At 68.0% G+C, this 20,933-nt stretch carries 15 protein-coding genes; 13 read left to right on the forward strand and 2 right to left on the reverse strand.

All coding sequences use genetic code 11. The features are described 5' to 3' along the window. Nucleotides 1-72 precede the first annotated feature (72 nt). From rpoB to ACZ6Z4_RS38155, 4 genes are all read left to right on the forward strand, one after another. Nucleotides 73-3,558 carry a DNA-directed RNA polymerase subunit beta gene (gene rpoB / locus ACZ6Z4_RS38140; RefSeq protein ID WP_363677095.1) on the forward strand — a complete coding sequence of 1,162 codons (3,486 nt, stop codon included), beginning with the start codon at nt 73-75 and terminating at the stop codon, nt 3,556-3,558. Between the two features lie 65 nt (nt 3,559-3,623). Then, nucleotides 3,624-7,484 (forward strand): DNA-directed RNA polymerase subunit beta', encoded by a 3,861-nt coding sequence (locus ACZ6Z4_RS38145; RefSeq protein WP_363677093.1) that lies wholly within the window; start codon nt 3,624-3,626, stop codon nt 7,482-7,484. 211 nt (nt 7,485-7,695) lie between these two features. Then, nucleotides 7,696-9,102, forward strand: a complete 1,407-nt coding sequence (locus ACZ6Z4_RS38150; protein WP_465577185.1) for a nuclear transport factor 2 family protein — start codon at nt 7,696-7,698, stop codon at nt 9,100-9,102. Continuing rightward, nucleotides 9,095-9,817: a maleylpyruvate isomerase family mycothiol-dependent enzyme gene (locus ACZ6Z4_RS38155; protein ID WP_465577188.1), complete on the forward strand. Its 723-nt coding sequence runs from the start codon at nt 9,095-9,097 to the stop codon at nt 9,815-9,817. The genes ACZ6Z4_RS38150 and ACZ6Z4_RS38155 overlap by 8 nt, the downstream gene beginning before the upstream one ends. Here the strand turns inward: ACZ6Z4_RS38155 and ACZ6Z4_RS38160 are convergent. Together ACZ6Z4_RS38160 and ACZ6Z4_RS38165 are read right to left on the reverse strand one after the other, a co-directional pair. Next, entirely contained in the window at nt 9,814-11,169 is a 1,356-nt protein-coding gene (locus ACZ6Z4_RS38160; protein ID WP_465577194.1) for a DUF1501 domain-containing protein, read from the reverse strand. The two genes, ACZ6Z4_RS38155 and ACZ6Z4_RS38160, sit on opposite strands and share 4 nt — an antisense overlap. 75 nt (nt 11,170-11,244) lie before the next feature. Next, the gene (locus ACZ6Z4_RS38165; RefSeq protein WP_465577196.1) at nt 11,245-13,005 is read right to left on the reverse strand and encodes a DUF1800 domain-containing protein; all 1,761 of its coding nucleotides are present in this window, start codon (nt 13,003-13,005) and stop codon (nt 11,245-11,247) included. A gap of 448 nt (nt 13,006-13,453) precedes the next feature. On the opposite strand from ACZ6Z4_RS38165, the gene rpsL reads away from it, so the two are divergent. From rpsL to rplB, 9 genes are all read left to right on the forward strand, one after another. Then, nucleotides 13,454-13,828: a 30S ribosomal protein S12 gene (rpsL, locus tag ACZ6Z4_RS38170; protein WP_012923692.1), complete on the forward strand. Its 375-nt coding sequence runs from the start codon at nt 13,454-13,456 to the stop codon at nt 13,826-13,828. Continuing rightward, nucleotides 13,828-14,298, forward strand: coding sequence for a 30S ribosomal protein S7 (gene rpsG / locus ACZ6Z4_RS38175; RefSeq protein ID WP_012923691.1), 471 nt, complete (start codon nt 13,828-13,830; stop codon nt 14,296-14,298). Before rpsL ends, rpsG begins: the two co-directional genes overlap by 1 nt. A 122-nt stretch (nt 14,299-14,420) precedes the next feature. Then, nucleotides 14,421-16,481: an elongation factor G gene (gene fusA, locus ACZ6Z4_RS38180; protein ID WP_465577557.1), complete on the forward strand. Its 2,061-nt coding sequence runs from the start codon at nt 14,421-14,423 to the stop codon at nt 16,479-16,481. 73 nt (nt 16,482-16,554) lie between these two features. Beyond that, the gene (gene tuf / locus ACZ6Z4_RS38185) at nt 16,555-17,748 is read left to right on the forward strand and encodes an elongation factor Tu (protein ID WP_363677083.1); all 1,194 of its coding nucleotides are present in this window, start codon (nt 16,555-16,557) and stop codon (nt 17,746-17,748) included. Between the two features lie 365 nt (nt 17,749-18,113). Further along, entirely contained in the window at nt 18,114-18,422 is a 309-nt protein-coding gene (gene rpsJ / locus ACZ6Z4_RS38190; protein ID WP_012923688.1) for a 30S ribosomal protein S10, read from the forward strand. 14 nt (nt 18,423-18,436) lie between these two features. Beyond that, complete coding sequence (gene rplC / locus ACZ6Z4_RS38195) at nt 18,437-19,093, forward strand: 50S ribosomal protein L3 (protein WP_363677082.1); 657 nt, start codon at nt 18,437-18,439, stop codon at nt 19,091-19,093. Further along, nucleotides 19,090-19,785 carry a 50S ribosomal protein L4 gene (gene rplD, locus ACZ6Z4_RS38200; protein ID WP_465577207.1) on the forward strand — a complete coding sequence of 232 codons (696 nt, stop codon included), beginning with the start codon at nt 19,090-19,092 and terminating at the stop codon, nt 19,783-19,785. Before rplC ends, rplD begins: the two co-directional genes overlap by 4 nt. Beyond that, a complete protein-coding gene (gene rplW / locus ACZ6Z4_RS38205) occupies nt 19,782-20,087 on the forward strand; it encodes a 50S ribosomal protein L23 (RefSeq protein ID WP_077019231.1) in 306 nt (101 codons plus the stop codon). The genes rplD and rplW overlap by 4 nt, the downstream gene beginning before the upstream one ends. After that, nucleotides 20,087-20,920 carry a 50S ribosomal protein L2 gene (rplB, locus tag ACZ6Z4_RS38210; RefSeq protein ID WP_465577210.1) on the forward strand — a complete coding sequence of 278 codons (834 nt, stop codon included), beginning with the start codon at nt 20,087-20,089 and terminating at the stop codon, nt 20,918-20,920. Before rplW ends, rplB begins: the two co-directional genes overlap by 1 nt. The last annotated feature ends 13 nt before the right edge of the window (nt 20,921-20,933 follow it).

Genomic DNA, 20,933 nt, shown 5'->3' on the forward strand with positions numbered 1-20,933 from the left:
TCAAGACTTGACTAGGGGAGTTCGGCGTGCGCTCCCAGCACCGAAGTTTGCGAGCCCGTGGAAGGACGCCCCTTGGTCGCCTCGCGCAACCCCCAGTCCGACAGCATTACCGACGTTTCCGGCTCACCACGCCGCATCTCCTTCGCCAAGATCTCCGAGCCTCTCGAGGTGCCGGACCTTTTGGCGTTGCAGGTGGACAGTTTCGACTGGCTGGTCGGCAACGAAACCTGGCAGGGCCGTGTGGCCGCCGCCGAGGCCGAAGGGCGGACGGAGCTTTCCGGCCCGTCCGGCCTGGAAGAGATCTTCGAGGAGATCTCCCCGATCGAGGACTTCAGCGGCACCATGTCGCTGTCGTTCCGCGACCACCGGTTCGAGCCGCCGAAGAACACGGTCGACGAGTGCAAGGAGCGCGACGTCACCTACTCGGCGCCGCTGTTCGTCACCGCCGAGTTCATGAACAACGAGACCGGCGAGATCAAGAGCCAGACCGTCTTCATGGGCGACTTCCCGCTGATGACGCGCAAGGGCACCTTCGTGATCAACGGCACCGAGCGTGTCGTGGTCTCGCAGCTGGTCCGCTCGCCCGGTGTGTACTTCGAGCGCACGCCGGACAAGACGTCCGACAAGGACATCTTCACCGCCAAGATCATCCCGTCGCGCGGTGCGTGGCTGGAGTTCGAGGTCGACAAGCGCGACCTGGTCGGTGTCCGGCTGGACCGCAAGCGCAAGCAGAACGTCACCGTGCTGCTCAAGGCGCTCGGCTGGACCGACGCGCAGATCCTCGAGGAGTTCGGCGAGTACGAGTCGATCCGCCTCACCCTGGAGAAGGACCACACCTCCGGGCAGGACGACGCGCTGCTGGACATCTACCGCAAGCTGCGCCCCGGCGAACCGCCGACGCGCGAGGCCGCGCAGGCGCTGCTGGACAACTACTACTTCAACGGCAAGCGCTACGACCTGGCCAAGGTCGGCCGGTACAAGATCAACAAGAAGCTCGGCCGTGACGAGCAGCACGACACCGCGGTGCTGACGATCAACGACATCGTGGCGACCATCAAGTACCTGGTCGCGCTGCACGAGGGCAAGACCGAGCTGGACGCGCCGCAGGGCGAGATCGTCGTCGAAGAGGATGACATCGACCACTTCGGCAACCGCCGGCTGCGCACCGTCGGCGAGCTGATCCAGAACCAGCTCCGCACCGGCCTGGCCCGGATGGAGCGGGTGGTCCGCGAGCGGATGACGACCCAGGACGTCGAGGCGATCACGCCGCAGACCCTGATCAACATCCGTCCCGTGGTGGCGGCGCTGAAGGAGTTCTTCGGCACCTCCCAGCTGTCCCAGTTCATGGACCAGACCAACCCGATCGCGGGTCTGACCCACAAGCGCCGCCTGTCGGCGCTCGGCCCGGGTGGTCTGTCGCGTGAGCGGGCCGGCTTCGAGGTCCGCGACGTGCACCCGTCCCACTACGGCCGGATGTGCCCGATCGAGACCCCGGAAGGCCCGAACATCGGCCTGATCGGCTCGCTCGCGACGTACGGCCGGGTGAACCCGTTCGGCTTCGTCGAGACGCCGTACCGCAAGGTCATCGACGGCCGGGTCACCGACCAGGTCGACTACCTGACCGCCGACGAGGAGGACCGGTTCGTCATCGCGCAGGCCAACGCCGCGCTGACCGACGACGACGCCTTCGCGGAGGACCGGGTGCTGGTCCGCCGGCGCCACGGTGAGGTCGAGCTCGTGCTGGTCGAGGACGTGGACTACATGGACGTCTCGCCGCGCCAGATGGTGTCGGTCGCGACGGCGATGATCCCGTTCCTCGAGCACGACGACGCCAACCGCGCGCTGATGGGCTCCAACATGCAGCGCCAGGCCGTGCCGCTGATCACCGCGGACGCTCCGCTGGTGGGTACCGGCATGGAGTACCGCGGTGCGGTCGACGCCGGTGACGTGCTGGTGTCGGACAAGGCGGGTGTGGTCAAGGAGGTCTCGGCCGACCTGATCGAGATCGCCGCCGACGACGGCACCTACCAGACCTACCGGCTGGCCAAGTTCCGCCGCTCGAACCAGGGCACCTGCATCAACCAGCGTCCGCTGGTCGACGCCGGTCAGCGGGTCGAGGTGAACAGCCCGCTCGCCGACGGTCCGTGCACCGACGAGGGCGAGATGGCGCTCGGTCGTAACCTGCTCGTGGCGTTCATGCCGTGGGAGGGTCACAACTACGAGGACGCGATCATCCTCAGCCAGCGCGTCGTGCAGCAGGACCTGCTGACCTCGATCCACATCGAGGAGCACGAGGTCGACGCCCGCGACACCAAGCTGGGCCCGGAGGAGATCACCCGCGACATCCCCAACGTCTCCGACGAGATGCTGGCGGACCTGGACGAGCGGGGCATCATCCGGATCGGCGCCGAGGTCACCACCGGTGACATCCTGGTCGGCAAGGTGACGCCGAAGGGCGAGACCGAGCTGACCCCGGAGGAGCGGCTGCTGCGCGCGATCTTCGGTGAGAAGGCCCGCGAGGTGCGCGACACCTCGCTGAAGGTCCCGCACGGCGAGAACGGCACCGTCATCGGCGTCCGCGTCTTCGACCGCGACAACGGCGACGAGCTGCCGCCGGGCGTGAACCAGCTGGTCCGCGTGTACGTCGCCCAGAAGCGCAAGATCTCGGTCGGCGACAAGCTGGCCGGACGCCACGGCAACAAGGGCGTCATCTCGAAGATCCTGCCGGTCGAGGACATGCCGTTCATGGAGGACGGCACCCAGGTCGACATCATCCTGAACCCGCTGGGCGTGCCCGGCCGGATGAACGTCGGTCAGGTCCTCGAGACGCACCTGGGCTGGGTCGCCAGCCGCGGCTGGAAGGTCGACCCGGACAGCCCGGAGGAGTGGGCGCAGCGGCTGATCAAGATCGGCGCCGGCGAGGCCGAGCCGATGACGAATGTCGCCACGCCGGTCTTCGACGGCGCCAAGGAGGAGGAGGTCACCGGCCTGCTCGGCTCCACGCTGCCGAACCGCGACGGCGACCGGATGGTCGACAGCACCGGCAAGGCCAACCTGTTCGACGGCCGCTCGGGTGAGCCTTTCCCGGCACCGGTCGGGGTCGGCTACATGTACATGCTGAAGCTGCACCACCTGGTGGACGACAAGATCCACGCCCGCTCGACCGGTCCGTACTCGATGATCACGCAGCAGCCGCTGGGTGGTAAGGCGCAGTTCGGTGGTCAGCGGTTCGGCGAGATGGAGGTGTGGGCCCTCGAGGCCTACGGTGCCGCCTTCGCGCTGCAGGAGCTGCTGACGATCAAGTCGGACGACGTGGTCGGTCGCGTCAAGGTGTACGAAGCGATCGTCAAGGGCGAGAACATCCCGGAGCCGGGTATCCCGGAGTCCTTCAAGGTTCTCGTCAAGGAAATGCAGTCCCTGTGCCTGAACGTTGAGGTGCTCTCGTCCGACGGAAGCCGGGTCGAGATGCGCGACAGCGAAGAGGACGTCTTCCGCGCTGCGGAGGAGCTGGGGATCGACCTGTCCCGGCGGGAGCCGAACAGCGTCGAGGAGGTCTGAGCGGCCTGCCGCTCGACATCAACAGCCACTCGGACCTTCAGTACATCTTTAGGAGATAACACATCGTGCTCGACGTGAACTTCTTCGACGAGCTTCGGATCGGCCTGGCCACCGCGGACGAGATCCGCCAGTGGTCGCACGGCGAGGTCAAGAAGCCGGAGACGATCAACTACCGGACGCTCAAGCCGGAGCGTGACGGTCTGTTCTGCGAGAAGATCTTCGGTCCCACCCGGGACTGGGAGTGCTACTGCGGTAAGTACAAGCGCGTTCGCTTCAAGGGCATCATCTGCGAGCGGTGTGGCGTCGAGGTCACCCGCCAGAAGGTGCGCCGTGAGCGGATGGGCCACATCGAGCTGGCCGCGCCGGTCACCCATATCTGGTACTTCAAGGGTGTCCCGTCGCGACTGGGCTACCTGCTCGACCTCGCCCCGAAGGACCTGGAGAAGGTCATCTACTTCGCGGCGTACATGATCACCGACGTCGACGACGAGGCGCGGCACCGCGACCTCGCGTCGCTGGAGGGCCGGACCGACGTCGAGCGCAAGCAGCTCGAGAACCGGCGCGACAACGACATCGAGACCCGGATGAAGAAGCTGGAGGAGGACCTGGCGCAGCTCGAGGCCGAGGGCGCCAAGGCCGACGTCCGGCGCAAGGTCAAGGAAGGCGCCGAGCGTGAGGTCAAGCAGCTGCGCGACCGTGCGCAGCGCGAGATCGACCGCCTCGACGAGGTCTGGACCCGGTTCAAGAACCTGAAGGTCCAGGACCTCGAGGGCGACGAGATCCTCTACCGCGCCATGAAGGAGCGGTTCGGCAAGTACTTCGAGGGCGCGATGGGTGCGGCCGCGATCCAGCGCCGGCTGCAGACCTTCGACCTGAAGGCCGAGGCCGACAACCTGCGCGAGACGATCAAGACCGGTAAGGGCCAGCGCAAGACCCGCGCCCTGAAGCGGCTCAAGGTCGTCACCGCGTTCCTGGCGACGAACAACAGCCCGATGGGCATGGTGCTCGACTGCGTCCCGGTGATCCCGCCGGACCTGCGGCCGATGGTCCAGCTCGACGGTGGCCGGTTCGCCACCTCGGACCTGAACGACCTGTACCGCCGGGTGATCAACCGGAACAACCGCCTCAAGCGGCTGCTCGACCTCGGCGCGCCCGAGATCATCGTCAACAACGAGAAGCGGATGCTGCAGGAGGCCGTCGACGCGCTGTTCGACAACGGCCGCCGCGGTCGTCCGGTCACCGGCCCGGGCAACCGGCCGCTGAAGTCGCTGTCCGACATGCTCAAGGGCAAGCAGGGTCGCTTCCGTCAGAACCTGCTCGGCAAGCGCGTCGACTACTCCGGCCGTTCGGTCATCGTGGTCGGCCCGCAGCTGAAGCTGCACCAGTGCGGTCTGCCGAAGGCGATGGCGCTGGAGCTGTTCAAGCCGTTCGTGATGAAGCGGCTGGTCGACCTCAACCACGCGCAGAACATCAAGTCCGCCAAGCGGATGGTCGAGCGTCAGCGCGCCCAGGTCTGGGACGTGCTGGAAGAGGTCATCACCGAGCACCCGGTCCTGCTGAACCGTGCGCCCACCCTGCACCGGCTGGGTATCCAGGCGTTCGAGCCGCAGCTGATCGAGGGCAAGGCGATCCAGATCCACCCGCTCGTCTGCTCCGCGTTCAACGCGGACTTCGACGGTGACCAGATGGCGGTGCACCTGCCGCTGTCGGCCGAGGCCCAGGCCGAGGCGCGGATCCTGATGCTGTCGACGAACAACATCCTGAAGCCGGCCGACGGCCGTCCGGTCACGATGCCGACCCAGGACATGATCATCGGCATCTACTTCCTGACCATGCTGAAGGACGGTGCGCTGGGCGAGGGCCGGGCGTTCGGTTCCGTGGCGGAGGCCCTGATGGCCTTCGACCGCAAGGAGCTGTCGCTGCAGGCCAAGATCACCCTGCGCCTGGACGAGGCGGCCGCGCCGGAAGGTGCGCTCGAGCTCACCGACGGCGGGTTCTCGCTGGAGACGACGCTGGGTCGCGCCCTGTTCAACGAGGCGCTCCCGGCCGACTACACCTTCGTGGACGCCGAGGTCGGCAAGAAGCAGCTGGGCTCGATCGTCAACGACCTGGCCGAGCGCTACTCCAAGGTCCAGGTGGCGAACTGCCTGGACGCGCTGAAGGACCTCGGTTTCCGCTGGGCCACCCGCTCGGGTGTCACGGTGTCGATCGACGACTTCAGCACGCCGCCGTCGAAGCCCGAGATCATGGCCCGCTACGAGTCGCAGGCCGAGAAGGTCCAGAAGCAGTTCGAGCGGGGTCTGATCACCTCGTCCGAGCGGCGTCAGGAACTGATCGAGATCTGGACCGGAGCCAACGCCGAGGTCGGCAAGGCGATGGAGGAGAACTTCGAGAAGGCCAACCCGATCTGGATGATGGTCCACTCGGGTGCCCGAGGCAACATGATGCAGATCCGGCAGATCGCCGGAATGCGTGGCCTGGTGGCCAACCCGAAGGGCGAGATCATCGCCCGGCCGATCAAGTCCAACTTCCGCGAGGGCCTGTCGGTGGTCGAGTACTTCATCGCCACCCACGGTGCTCGTAAGGGTCTTGCCGACACCGCGCTGCGGACCGCCGACTCCGGGTACCTGACCCGTCGTCTGGTGGACGTCTCGCAGGACGTCATCATCCGCGAGGAGGACTGCGGCACCGAGCGCGGCCTGCCGAAGAAGATCGGCGAGCCGGGTCCGGACGGCCGCACCGTGCACGCCGAGAACGTCGAGACCAGCGCGTACGCACGCACCCTGGCCCAGGACGTGACCGGTCGCGACGGGACCGTCGTACTGACCGCGGGCAGCGACCTGGGCGACGTGTCCATCGCGGCCCTGGTCGAGGCCGGTGTCGAGGAGGTCAAGGTCCGCTCCGTGCTGACCTGTGACGCCAAGACCGGAACCTGCGCCAAGTGCTACGGGCGTTCGCTGGCCACCGGCAAGACGGTCGACATCGGCGAGGCGGTCGGCATCATCGCGGCCCAGTCCATCGGTGAGCCCGGTACGCAGCTGACGATGCGGACCTTCCACACCGGTGGTGTCGCGGGTGATGACATCACCCACGGTCTGCCGCGTGTGGTCGAGCTCTTCGAGGCCCGCCAGCCCAAGGGCAAGGCGCCGATCTCGGAGGCCGCCGGCCGGATCTCGATCGAGGACACCGACAAGACCCGGAAGCTGGTGCTCACCCCGGACGACGGTTCCGAGGAGGTCGCCTACCCGGTGTCGAAGCGTGGCCGCCTGCTGATCGAGGAAGGTCAGCACGTCGAGGTCGGTCAGCAGCTGACGCAGGGTACGCCGGACCCGCAGGAAGTGCTGCGGATCCTGGGTGTGCGCAAGGCGCAGGAGCACCTGGTCGACGAGGTCCAGGCCGTGTACCGGTCGCAGGGTGTGGCCATCCACGACAAGCACATCGAGATCATCGTCCGGCAGATGCTGCGCCGGGTCACGGTGATCGAGTCGGGCGACGCCCAGCTGCTGCCGGGTGAGCTCGCGGACCGGATCATGTTCGAGGCGGAGAACCGCCGCGTCGTGGCCGAGGGCGGTACGCCGGCCTCGGGCCGTCCGGTGCTGATGGGTATCACCAAGGCGTCGCTCGCGACCGAGTCGTGGCTGTCGGCCGCCTCCTTCCAGGAGACGACCCGGGTCCTGACCGAGGCCGCGATCCACGGCAAGTCCGACTCGCTGGTCGGTCTGAAGGAGAACGTGATCATCGGAAAGCTGATCCCGGCGGGTACCGGCATGGACCGTTACCGCAACATCCGGGTGGAGCCCACCGAGGAGGCGAAGGCCGCGATGTACTCGATGGTCGGCTACGAGTCGTACGACTACGACTTCGGGCCGTCCGCCGGGCAGTCGGTCCCGCTGGACGACTTCGACCTCGGTTCCTACCAGAACTGAGCCGAAGCACCGCACACCGCCGAGGGCGGCATCCCCACCAGGGGGTGCCGCCCTCGCGGCGTTCCGGGGGTCTGTCGGTACGGCGTACGCGGGGCCCGGCGGCGTACCTCAAACGCTTGTCCACGGTCGTTTCCGGCGTGTCGGGACAGGTCTGGGCAAGCCTCGCGGGGTGGCGGCTGCAAGTGTCCGTGGGATAGGCCAAGATGACTCCATGACGGATCTCCCGCCCTACCTGCGGCCCTTTGTTCTGCCGGTCGCCGACACCGGGGAGGTGCGGGTGGAACGGGTCGGTCAGGTCGACCTCTACCACCCGGCCGGTACGGCGCGGACGGGTGCGATCCTCTTGGTGCACGGGGGTCCCATGCCGCCCGATCTCGAGGTGCTGCCTCGGGACTGGCCGGTGTTCCAGGGATACGCGACCGCGGCTGCCCAGCGCGGTCTGGTGGCTGCTGTGGTCGACCACGGACTGATCCGTGGCTACGACCAGCTGGTGGCCGCAGCCGACGACGTGGAGGCCGCCGTCGGTGTACTCCGGGCCGACCCTCGGGTGGATCCGGGGCGCGTCGCGCTCTGGTTCTTCTCCGGCGGCGGACTGCTCGCGGGGGAGTGGCTGGACAGCCGGCCGGACTGGCTGCGCTGCCTGCTGCTGACCTACCCCCTGCTCGCCACCCCGCCCGGTGTCGACGAACTCGTCGACGCCTCCGAGGTGATCGGCAAACACAAGGATCTGGCCGTACTGCTGACCCGGGTCGGACGCGAGCGTGAGGAACTCGCGGGCCCGGTCGAGGAGTTCGTCTCCGCCGGCGGCGCTGCGCTGGACATCATCGACGTACCGAAAGGGCAACACGGCTTCGACATGCTCGACCACACCGAAGAATCCCGCGCCGCGGTCACCAAGGCGCTGGACTGGGCCATCGCCCACCTGGGCGAAGACCCCACCGCGACCTCCACCTCCACCCTCCCGATCCCCACTCCCACCACCGAGCCGGTGACCCCCACCAGCACCCCGGCCCCGAAGAAGACCACCCCGAGCCGCAAGCCGGCCGGCGACACCCCGGCCCGCAGCACCCCCGCGGCCACGACGGCCGGCGCGACTACCGCGAGCGGCGTGACCACGGCGGCGGGCGCGACTACCGCGAGCGGCGTGACCACCGCGACCGGCGCGGCCACCGCGACCACCGCCGAAGGCGGTTGGTCTTCCGGGGCGGCGGGCTCATCCACCCCCACCTCCACCCCCGTTCCGTCAGTGGCGCCTGATCTGACGGCTGTGGTGGCGACCGCCTTCTCGTTCGACACTCCGGCGACGCGGGTGATCGATCGCGAGCACTCGACGTACGCCGCGCACGATCTCGAAGCGTTCCTCGCGCTCTACTCGCCGACCGCGCAGCTGCAGTTCGCGGACGGCGCGGTGCTGCGCGGGCGGCGGTCCCTGCGGGAGTACTACCGGCCGCTGTTCGACGCCGGCAAGTGCAAGACCGAGCTGCAGCAGCGGATGATGCTCGGCGAGTGGGTGGTGGAGCAGGCCGTCCGCCACGACACCGACCAGGGTCCGCTGCCGACCATCGTGCTGTACCGCGTGCAGGACGGGCTGATCGTCGAGGTCCGTTTCCTTGCTTGACCTGCTCGGGGAGCTCGACCGCACCGCGGCGGAACTGGCGGAGGTCTTCGACTCCGTCGACCCGGCCGCCGCGGTGCCGAGCTGCCCGGGCTGGACGGTCGCCGACCTCGCGCTGCACATCGGCTCCGGCCAGCGCTGGTCGGCGTCCGTCCTGCTGTCCGGCCGCGAGCAGCAGCGCCCGGAGGTGCTGCTGACGACGATCTCCTGGTCCGACTGGTACGCCGGTACGACGGCCGCCCTGCTCGCCGCGATCCGCGCGGTCGACCCAGCCGAGCCGTGCTGGAACTTCGCGCCGGTCGACCAGCGGGCCGCGTTCTGGCCGCGGCGAAGGCTGCACGAGACGACCATCCACCTGATCGACGCCCTCCAAGCAGCGGGCAGAACAACCGACGGCATCTCTCCGGCGGTTGCTGCTGATGGGGTCGATGAAGTGTTCGGGGTGTTCATGCCGCGGGTGCTGGCGCGCGGGTTCGCGCCGGCGGTGACTCGGCGGATGGGTGTGCTGGCGGTCGACACCGGCGACGCGTGGACGCTGACACCGGCGGACGGAGCGCCGTCAGTCGAACGCGGGAAGGCCGACGGCGACGTCGTACTGACCGGCCGGGCCGAGGACTTGTTGCTCGCGCTGTGGAAGCGGATCCCAGCCGAGCAGCTCACCATCGAAGGCGACCAGCAGATCGCCGCTGAGTTCTTCGCTCAGCGCGTGACCTCCTAGCCCATCAGCCCCAGCGGCTTCGGCTTCCAACCGGGGAAGACCTTGCCGGCCTGCGCCTCGCTCAGACCGAGCCGGCCCATCACCACGTCCGACAGCACGTCGCGGTAGTCGTTCGTCCCCGGCACGTCACCCTGGTCGAGCACCTTCGGCGACAACCCCTCCCACCGCCCGTGCACCCCACCCTTGACCCGCCCGCCGAGCACCAGCGCCACCCCACCGTGCCCGTGATCCGCGCCGCTGTTGCCGTTCTGCTCGACCCGCCGGCCGAACTCGCTCATCGTCACCACCGTCGTGTTGTCGAGCTCCGGCCCGAGCTCGGCGGTGAACGCCGCCAGTCCCTCGGCGACCGTCTTCAGCGACCGCGTCAGATCACCGTTCTCGACCGTCCCGATGTCGGTGTGCATGTCCCACCCACCAAGATCCACGGCCGCCACCCGGACGCCCGCCTTGTTCCGGATCAGCTGCGCGAGTGTCGCCAGCGACGCCCCGAACTCACCGTCGGGATACCCGCGATCCTTGGGTGCGGTCTGGATCGCCTGCTGGTAGCTCTGCGCCTTCGCCGACGCCTGCAACGCAGCCAGCCCCTGTACGCCGAGCGGATGGTCGATCCCCGTGTACAACGTCTCCAGCGCCTTCAACGTCTGCGGCGCGACCCCGTCGATTCCCTTGACCGAGAAGTCCTTCAGCGACGTCAGCATCACCGGGTTGGTCGGCCCGAGCAGCGACCGCGTCATCCGCGCGCCGATCCCGAGCCCGCGGAACGTCGTACCGGGTCCCAACTGAGCGATCACCCGGTCGAGCCATCCGGACTGCACCGACGACCGCGCCGCACCACCACGCTCGAGACAGTCCTGCGCCTGGAAGTGGCTGCGCGTCAGATCCGGCGTCGACACCGCCGGTACGGCGGCCAACCGGCCGGCCGCGATCAGCGGCGTCAACGGCGCCATCGCCGGATGCAGCCCGAAGTCGCGCCCGAACTCGATCAGCGAAGCACCCCGTACGGCGATGCCCGGCCGCGCCTTCAGCAGCTGCGGGTCGTCGGCCGGGACGAGAACGGACAGCCCGTCCATCCCGCCGCGCAGGAAGATCACCACCAGCGTGCCCGTCGACTCGGCGCCGGGCGCGGCCCAGGAGATCCGGGTCGTCACCAGCTGGTCGGCGACCGCCGCGACGCCGACGCCGAGCCCACCCGCGAGCAGCCGGCGCCGGGTGAACCCGTGGCTCCACTTCTCCCGGCGCTCGTCGGACTCACTGGCGACAGCGGTGGCCTGCGCGCGGACGGCGGCGTCGGCAGGTGTCGGGCCGAGCCGTTGCCAGTCCGGGCAGTCGGGGTGGAGCGAGGAGAGGTTCATGGGCGAGGACTCCTACAGGGGTGGAGGTGGCCCGGCCGCAGGGGCGGTCGCGGCCGGGCCGGATCAGAGGACCGATCAGCGAGCGAGGAACTGCGGGGAGTCGAGCACCAGCGCGACCACGTGACCGGCTTGCCAGTCCATCCGTCCCTGGTCCACCCGCGAGCTCGTCTTCGCACCGACGAAGGTGGCCAGCGCACTGCGCTGCCGCGCGTTCGGCCGCTGCCCGATCAGCCGCAACCCCAGCCGGTCGAACCACTCGCGGTACGTGTCACCGGACTTCGGCCGCAGGTCGGCCGGCAGCTTCTCGCGCTTCAGCCCGTCCCACCAGCCGTACGACAGTGCGCGGTGCGACGACCAGCGCTCCAGCATCTGCCCGGCCGACGACCAGGCCGGCGCGACATCGGGATAGCCGTTCGGCGACGGCCAGGCGAGCGGAGCATGACCGAGGTTGTTCAGCTGCCAGTACATGGCTTCCAGGCCCTTGCCGGTGGTCGGACCGAACGGCAGGTCGAGCGCCCGCGCGGTCCCGACGACGTCCTCGAGCGGCCGTTTCGTCTTGCGCCCAAGGGAGTTCCAGAACTCACCGCTGCGGAACAACGCGGTCAGCACCGGCAGGATCGCCGTGTTGTTCTTCAGGTACACCTGCGCCAGCCGAGCGACCAGTTCGGGCGGCGGCACGTCGTCGACGAACCGTACGACGAGCTTGCGCGCGATCGTCTTCGCGGTCGCCGGGTGCTTGGCCAGGTAGTCCAGGTACTTGTCGCCGAGCGCCAGTCCGCCTTTGGCAGAGGTGTTGGCAGCGGACCAGTCGAGCACCTTCACCCGCCCGGTCCGGTGCCGTTCGGGCTTGTAGTCGAACTCACCGTCGTCGTTCGACCCACGTCCGCTCAACACGTACGCGCTGCTGCGCATGTCCTTCTCCGTGTAGCCGGACGAGACACCGACGGTGTGCAGCTCGAGCAGCTCGCGGCCGAGGTTCTCGTTGACGCTCTCCCGGGTGGAGGTGTCGTTGTCGAGGAAGTGCAGCATCGCCGGGTGCCGCATCGCGGCCTTCAGCATGTCGGCGTACCGGCCGAAGGCGTGCTTGCGGATCACCGCGGCGGCGTAGTGCGGGGCGACGTCCCAGCCGCGGTCGGACGGCGTCGCGACGTGCAGGTGGTTGGCGAAGACGTCGACGACGACCTCGAACAACTGCCGCCGGCCGAACACCTGCCGGCCGAGCGTCGCGAACCCGGTCTGGAACATCGCGTCCCAGGAGTACTGCCCGATCGACCGCCGGACCGTCCCGACGTCGGCGCCGGCCAGCTTGAACGCTCGCCAGGCCTGGTCGCCGGACGGGTCCGCCGCGGTCGGCGACAGCTGCGCAGCGAGCCAGCGGTCGATGCCGAGCTTGGCCAGGCTCTCCACATCGGACGGGCGCGGGCCGAACGTGACCCGGTTGAGCAGGTGCCGCTGGGCCTGGGCAGTGGTGAGCGGACCGGCTTTGTCGACCAGCAGGCCCGGTACGACGCGTCCGGCCTTCGCTGCCTCCGCGTAGCCGGCGTAGTCGCGAGTGGAACCGGTCTGGGCCGGTGGCTTCGGCCGCTGGTCACCGGCGACGTAGCTGGAGTCCCGGTCGTCCTCCTGGGCGGCCAGGCCCGGCCGCTCGGCTACGGCCGACCGGCTGGCCGCCGTACCGGAGCGGTGGGGGACACCGGTCGCGGCGACGCGTTCGCTCAGGCTGCCGCGCCGCGACAACAGCTCGACGCCGAGCCCACCGGCTGCCAGTACGCCGGCGACGGCGCCGATGGCAGCTCGCCGGACGACAGGGCTCGGGGGAGTGGGGACAGGCTCCACGGAAGTCTCCAAGACGCGTGCGAAAAGGGCTCCCCGTTATCAGGTCGTTACTCCCGATGGCGGTGACTATGCCGCAGCACCCCGGCGCCCAAAACAGGCCGTCGCGGAGATTTACGCCGATCAGACATTCGTGATCGTGATGGCGGCCGGGGACACTGGCTTGGAGTGTGTCCGGAGTCCGGTAGACTGATAGGGCGGCCTAGTCCCCTTGCCGCACGGTGCTCTGTTTTGACCGTGCTTGGGGCAGCCGCTAGTCTTAACGATCGTGCCCGGGTCATCCTGGGCCGTCATGCGTGCCCCTCGTTTCGCGGGTTTGCGCGCGTGGCACGGGACATCTGCCGACAGTCTGAAAGATTACGGCTCCGGTACACCCGTGCGCACGCGACACACCCGACCGCGGGGGTCAGGCGCGCAGCAACCGACCGGACGACAGAAAGAGACCTACGCGGTGCCCACCATTCAGCAGCTGGTCCGCAAGGGCCGCCAGGACAAGGTGTCGAAGAACAAGACGCCGGCCCTGAAGGGTTCCCCTCAGCGTCGTGGTGTTTGCACGCGCGTCTACACGACCACTCCGAAGAAGCCGAACTCGGCGCTTCGCAAGGTGGCCCGAGTCCGCCTCACCAGCGGCATCGAGGTCACCGCGTACATCCCGGGTGTCGGCCACAACCTGCAGGAGCACTCGATCGTGCTCGTGCGTGGCGGTCGTGTGAAGGACCTTCCGGGTGTCCGGTACAAGATCATCCGCGGTTCGCTCGACACCCAGGGTGTGAAGAACCGGAAGCAGGCTCGCAGCCGGTACGGCGCGAAGAAGGAGAAGAGCTAATGCCGCGCAAGGGTCCCGCCCCGAAGCGGCCGGTCATCATCGACCCGGTCTACAGTTCGCCGCTGGTCACCCAGTTGATCTCCAAGATCCTGGTGGACGGCAAGAAGCAGATCGCGCAGAGCATCGTCTACACCGCCCTCGAGGGCACCCGGACGAAGACCGGCACCGACCCGGTCATCACGCTGAAGCGCGCCCTGGACAACGTGAAGCCCAGCATCGAGGTGAAGAGCCGCCGCGTCGGTGGTGCCACCTACCAGGTGCCGATCGAGGTCAAGCCCGGTCGCTCGACCACGCTCGCCCTGCGCTGGCTCACGTCGTACTCCCGTGCGCGTCGCGAGAAGACCATGGCCGAGCGCCTGATGAACGAGATCCTGGACGCGTCCAACGGTCTCGGCGCGTCGGTCAAGCGCCGCGAGGACACGCACAAGATGGCCGAAGCCAACAAGGCTTTCGCCCACTACCGCTGGTGACACGGGGCCCGAACCGGGCCCCCAGCTCACTTTCTTTGACGCAATACAGAAGCGAGAGGTAGACCACCGAGGTGGCCGTACAAATCACCACCGACCTGGCCAAGGTCCGCAACATCGGGATCATGGCCCACATCGACGCCGGCAAGACGACGACGACCGAGCGGATCCTCTTCTACACCGGTATCACCTACAAGATCGGTGAGGTCCACGAGGGCGCCGCCACGATGGACTGGATGGAGCAGGAGCAGGAGCGCGGCATCACGATCACGTCCGCCGCGACGACCTGCACCTGGAAAGACCACACCATCAACATCATCGACACCCCGGGCCACGTCGACTTCACCGTCGAGGTGGAGCGCTCGCTGCGCGTCCTCGACGGTGCCGTCGCGGTGTTCGACGGTGTCGCCGGCGTCGAGCCGCAGTCCGAGACGGTCTGGCGGCAGGCGGACCGGTACGGCGTACCGCGGATCTGCTTCGTCAACAAGCTGGACCGCACCGGCGCGGAGTTCATGCGCTGCGTGGACATGATCCGCGACCGGCTCGCCGCGACCGCTCTGGTCATGCAGCTGCCGATCGGTGCCGAGTCCGACTTCATCGGCGTCGTCGACCTGGTCGAGATGCGCGCGCTGACCTGGCGCGGCGAGACCGTGATGGGCGAGGACTACACGATCGAGGAGATCCCGGCCAGCCACACCGAGGCGGCCGCGGAGTGGCACGACAAGCTGATCGAGACGCTGGCCGAGGCCGACGACGAGATCATGGAGCTCTACCTCGAGGGTGAGCAGCCGACGGTGCCGCAGCTGAAGGCCGCCATCCGGCGGGCCACGCTGGCCAGCAAGCTGACCCCGGTCCTGACCGGTACGGCGTTCAAGAACAAGGGCGTCCAGCCCCTGCTCGACGCGGTCAACGACTACCTGCCGAGCCCGCTCGACGTCCCGGCCATCGAGGGCCACGACGTCAAGGACGGCGACCAGGTCGTGCTGCGCAAGCCCGACGACAGCGAGCCCTTCTCGGCGCTGGCCTTCAAGATCGCGGCCGACCCGCACCTGGGCAAGCTCACCTTCATCCGGGTGTACTCCGGCAAGCTCGAGACCGGTACGCAGGTCCTGAACCCCACCAAGGGGCGCAAGGAGCGGATCGGCAAGATCTACCGGATGCACGCGAACAAGCGTGAGGAGATCGCCTCGATCGGCGCCGGTCACATCGTCGCGGTGATGGGTCTGAAGGACACCACCACCGGTGAGACGCTGGCCGACCCGTCGAACCCGGTCGTCCTGGAGTCGATGCAGTTCCCGGCTCCGGTCATCTCGGTCGCGATCGAGCCCAAGTCGAAGGGCGACCAGGAGAAGCTGGGCGTCGCGATCCAGCGGCTGGCCGAGGAGGACCCGACCTTCCAGGTCCGGACCGACGAGGACACCGGCCAGACGATCATCGCCGGCATGGGCGAGCTGCACCTCGAGGTGCTGGTCGACCGGATGAAGCGCGAGTTCCGCGTCGAGGCGAACGTCGGCAAGCCGCAGGTGGCCTACCGCGAGACGATCAAGAAGAAGGTCGAGAAGGTCGACTACACGCACAAGAAGCAGACCGGTGGTTCGGGTCAGTTCGCGCGTGTGATCATCAACATCGAGCCGACTTCGGTCGAGGCCGGTGGCGAGGGCGGTTACGAGTTCGTCAACGCCGTCACCGGTGGCCGCATCCCGCGCGAGTACATCCCGTCGGTGGACGAGGGCGCGCAGGAGGCCATGGAGTTCGGTGTCCTGGCCGGCTACCCGATGGTCGACGTCAAGGTGACGCTGACCGACGGTGCGTACCACGACGTCGACTCCTCCGAGCTCGCGTTCAAGATCGCCGGTTCGATGGCCTTCAAGGACGCCGCCCGGCGGGCGACTCCGGTCATCCTGGAGCCGATGTTCGCGGTCGAGGTGATCACCCCCGAGGACTACATGGGTGAAGTGATCGGTGACCTCAACTCCCGTCGTGGCTCGATCCAGTCGATGGACGAGGGCCCCGGTGGCAGCCGAGCGATCAAGGCTTCGGTGCCGCTGTCCGAGATGTTCGGGTATGTCGGTGACCTGCGGTCGAAGACCCAGGGCCGCGCGTCGTACTCGATGCAGTTCGATTCCTACGCCGAGGTTCCGAAGAACGTGGCGGAAGAGATCATCAAGAAGGCCCGCGGCGAGTAATCTCGCCCCGGACCAACCAACCCACAGCGCGTCGGCGTACGGCGTAAGTCAACATTTTCCCAGGAGGGCCCCAGTGGCTAAGGCGAAGTTCGAGCGGACTAAGCCGCACGTCAACATCGGCACCATCGGTCACATCGACCACGGTAAGACCACTCTTACCGCGGCGATCACCAAGGTGCTGCACGACAAGTACCCGGACCTGAACGAGGCCTCGGCCTTCGATCAGATCGACAAGGCGCCGGAAGAGCGCCAGCGCGGTATCACCATCTCGATCGCGCACGTCGAGTACCAGACCGAGGCCCGGCACTACGCCCACGTCGACTGCCCGGGTCACGCGGACTACATCAAGAACATGATCACCGGTGCGGCCCAGATGGACGGTGCGATCCTGGTCGTCGCCGCCACCGACGGCCCGATGCCGCAGACGCGTGAGCACGTGCTGCTCGCCCGTCAGGTCGGCGTGCCGGCGATGGTCGTCGCGCTGAACAAGTGCGACATGGTCGACGACGAGGAGATCCTGGAGCTCGTCGAGCTCGAGGTCCGCGAGCTGCTCTCGGAGCAGGAGTTCGACGGCGACAACGCGCCGATCGTCCGCGTCGCCGCTCACCCGGCGCTGCAGGGCGACGCCAAGTGGGGCGAGTCGATCATCGAGCTGATGACCGCCGTCGACGAGTACATCCCGCAGCCGGAGCGCGAGATCGACAAGCCGTTCCTGATGCCGGTGGAGGACGTCTTCACCATCACGGGTCGCGGTACCGTCATCACCGGCCGGATCGAGCGCGGTGTCGTCAAGGTCAACGAGACCGTCGACATCGTCGGCATCCGTCCGGAGAAGCAGACCACCACGGTCACCGGTATCGAGATGTTCCGCAAGCTGCTCGACGAGGGCCAGGCCGGTGAGAACGTCGGTCTGCTGCTTCGTGGCACCAAGCGCGAGGACGTCGAGCGCGGCATGGTCGTGATCAAGCCGGGTACGACCACCCCGCACACCAACTTCGACGCCTCGGTCTACATCCTGTCGAAGGAGGAGGGCGGCCGGCACACGCCGTTCTTCCAGAACTACCGCCCGCAGTTCTACTTCCGCACCACGGACGTCACCGGCGTCGTCACGCTGCCCGAGGGCACCGAGATGGTCATGCCGGGCGACAACACCGACATGTCGGTCGAGCTGATCCAGCCGATCGCCATGGAAGAGGGCCTGAAGTTCGCGATCCGGGAAGGTGGCCGTACCGTCGGCGCCGGCCGGGTCACCAAGATCATCAAGTGATCTCATGAGGTCCGCGAGGGCTCGCAGGTCGAGCCCTCGCGGACCTCTGCTTTGTGCCTGATCCGGCACCCAGGTGGGGCCGGATCGGGCGTGAAGCCCCCCGATTGGCATTCCGGTGCCGATCGATGGCACAATATTCAGGTTGCTCAGGCGAGGCCGCCGGGGCGCTCCCCAGACCGTTCAGGGCTGGCTGGTGGCGCCGGACCGGAGACCATGCCGAGGTTCGGTCCGAGACCGAACCCCGATTCCCATCCCAGGGTCGAAGAGTTGTGGCTGGTGCACGTTCGTGCCCGGTGCGCGACACACCCGACCGCGGGGGTCGGAGCAGCGAAGGCGAAGACGATAGAGAAGGACGAAGCGAAGCGATGGCGGGACAGAAGATCCGCATCCGGCTGAAGGCCTACGACCACGAGGTCATCGACAGCTCGGCGCGCAAGATTGTCGACACGGTGACGCGTACTGGTGCGAAGGTTGCTGGCCCGGTGCCGTTGCCGACGGAAAAGAACGTGTTCTGCGTCATCCGCTCGCCGCACAAGTACAAGGACAGCCGCGAGCACTTCGAGATGCGCACCCACAAGCGGCTCATCGACATCATCGACCCCACGCCGAAGACCGTCGACTCGCTGATGCGGCTCGACCTCCCGGCCGGTGTCGACATCGAGATCAAGCTCTGAGGGAACGCTGACCTATGAGCAAGCAGAAGAACACGCGAGGGCTGCTGGGCACCAAGCTCGGCATGACCCAGACCTGGGACGAGAACAACCGAGTCGTCCCCGTCACCGTGATCCAGGCCGGCCCGTGCGTGGTGACCGAGGTGCGTACCTCGTCCACCCACGGCTACGACGGCGTGCAGATCGCGTTCGGCGACATCGACCCGCGCAAGGTGACCAAGCCCCTGCGCGGCCACTTCGACAAGGCCGGTGTGACCCCGCGCCGGCACCTGCTGGAGCTGCGCACCGCTGACGCGAGCGAGTACACGCTCGGCCAGGAGATCAAGGCCGAGGCCTTCGAGGCCGGCGAGGTCGTCGACGTCTCCGCCACCAGCAAGGGCAAGGGCTTCGCCGGTGTCATGAAGCGGCACGGCTTCCACGGTCTGCGCGCCACCCACGGTGTGCACAAGAAGCACCGTTCGCCGGGCTCCATCGGCGGCTGCGCCACCCCCGGCCGGGTCTTCAAGGGCCTGCGGATGGCGGGCCGGATGGGTCACGAGCAGGTGACCACGCAGAACGTGAAGGTGCACGCGGTCGACACCGAGCGCGGCCTGATCCTGATCAAGGGTGCCGTTCCCGGCCCCAAGGGCGGCCTCGTGCTGATCCGCAACGCCGCGAAGGGAGCTGCCAAGTGAGCACCGTCGACGTGACCGTCGTCAAGGGCGACAAGGTCAGCAAGAAGGGCTCCGCCGAGCTTCCCGCCGAGCTGTTCGACGTTCAGGTGAACGTCCCGCTGATCCACCAGGTCGTGGTGGCGCAGCTGGCCGCCGCTCGTCAGGGCACGCACAAGGTGAAGCGCCGCGGCGAGGTCTCCGGTGGTGGCGCCAAGCCGTACCGCCAGAAGGGCACCGGCCGCGCCCGCCAGGGTTCGACCCGGGCGCCGCAGTTCACCGGTGGTGGCGTCGTGCACGGCCCGACCCCGCGCGACTACAGCCAGCGGACCCCGAAGAAGATGATCGCCGCCGCCCTGCGCGGTGCGCTCTCGGACCGGGCCCGCGACGGCCGCGTCTTCGTGGTCGAGCAGTTCGTGGACGGCGACGCGCCGTCGACCAAGTCGGCGCTGAAGGTGCTGGCCGAGGTCACCGAGTTCGTCAAGGTGCTGGTCGTTGTCGACCGCAACGACGAGCTGACCTGGCTGAGCCTGCGCAACGTGCCGACCGTGCACCTGATCGCCGCCGACCAGCTGAACGCGTACGACGTGCTCTGCAGCGACGCGGTGGTCTACACCAAGGCCGCGCTCGACGCCTTCGTCGCCGGCGCGCCCAAGGGCAAGTCCGTCAAGGCTGTCGCGACGTCGACCGAAGCCGAGCAGGAGGTAGAAGCATGAGCCACGGAGTCAACAAGGACCCGCGGGACGTGCTGCTGCGGCCGGTCGTGAGCGAGAAGAGCTACGGCCTGCTGGACGAGCAGAAGTACACGTTCGAGGTCGCCCCGGACGCCAACAAGACCGAGATCAAGCTCGCGGTCGAGAAGGTGTTCAAGGTCCGCGTGACCAGCGTCAACACGATCAACCGTAAGGGCAAGCGCCGCCGCACCCGTGCCGGCTGGGGCAAGCGCCCGGACACCAAGCGAGCGATCGTCAGCCTGTCCGGCGACGACCGCATCGACATCTTCGGAGGCCAGTCGTAATGGGTATCCGCAAATACAAGCCGACGACGCCGGGCCGCCGTGGCTCGAGCGTGGCCGACTTCGTCGAGCTCACCCGTTCGACCCCCGAGAAGTCCCTGCTCCGCCCGCTGCCGAAGAAGGGTGGCCGGAACAACTCCGGCAAGATCACCACCCGGCACCACGGTGGCGGTCACAAGCGGGCGTACCGCCTGATCGACTTCAAGCGCTACGACAAGGACGGCGTCCCGGCGAAGGTGGCCGAGATCGAGTACGACCCGAACCGCACCGCGCGGATCGCGCTGCTGCACTACGTCGACGGCGAGAAGCGCTACATCCTCGCCCCGGCCAAGCTGGAGCAGGGCACGATCGTCGAGAACGGCCCGGCCGCCGACATCAAGGTGGGCAACAACCTGCCGCTGCGCAACATCCCGGTCGGCTCCACGGTGCACGCCGTCGAGCTGCGCCCGGGTGGCGGCGCCAAGATGGCCCGTTCCGCCGGTGCCAGCGTTCAGCTGGTCGCCAAGGAGGGCCGGATGGCCACCCTGCGGATGCCGTCCGGCGAGGTCCGGATGGTCGACGTGCGCTGCCGCGCCACCCTCGGTGAGGTCGGCAACGGCGAGCAGTCGAACATCAACTGGGGCAAGGCGGGCCGGATGCGCTGGAAGGGCAAGCGCCCGACCGTCCGCGGTGTCGCGATGAACCCGGTCGACCACCCGCACGGTGGTGGCGAGGGCAAGACCTCGGGTGGTCGTCACCCGGTGTCCCCGTGGGGTCAGCCTGAGGGCCGCACCCGCACCCGCAAGGAAAGCGACCGCATGATCGTCCGGCGCCGCAAGGCCGGCAAGAAGCGCTGATAGGGAGCCGGAC

It is taken from the genome of Kribbella sp. NPDC104740 (genome assembly GCF_055583505.1).